Here is a 366-nt window from a genome sequence, read left to right as displayed (position 1 = left end):
GCCGCCTTTGAGCTGGTCAGCGAAATCAAAAAACGCTTTGCCGTCACCCTGCACCTGCACTGCCACGCCACCACCGGCATGGCGGAGATGGCGCTGCTGAAGGCTATTGAAGCCGGCGTCGACGGCGTCGATACCGCCATCTCCTCGATGAGCGCCACCTACGGCCACCCGGCCACCGAAGCGCTGGTGGCCACCCTCGCCGGGACCCGCTACGACACCGGCCTCGATATCCACAAACTGGAGAGCATCGCCGCGTACTTCCGCGAGGTGCGCAAAAAATACCACGCCTTCGAAGGCCAGCTGAAAGGCACCGACAGCCGTATCCTGGTCGCCCAGGTGCCGGGCGGGATGCTCACCAACCTTGAG

Annotated in this window: 1 pseudogene; it reads left to right on the top strand. The window is 64.2% G+C overall.

The features are described from left to right. Nucleotides 1–366, top strand: a pseudogene (locus PGR09_RS24555) (sodium-extruding oxaloacetate decarboxylase subunit alpha); the annotation flags it as partial.

Source organism: Klebsiella sp. 141251, from assembly GCF_050600725.1.
Taxonomy (GTDB): Bacteria; Pseudomonadota; Gammaproteobacteria; order Enterobacterales; family Enterobacteriaceae; genus Klebsiella; species Klebsiella aerogenes.
This window is presented reverse-complemented; position numbering and strand designations above follow the sequence as displayed.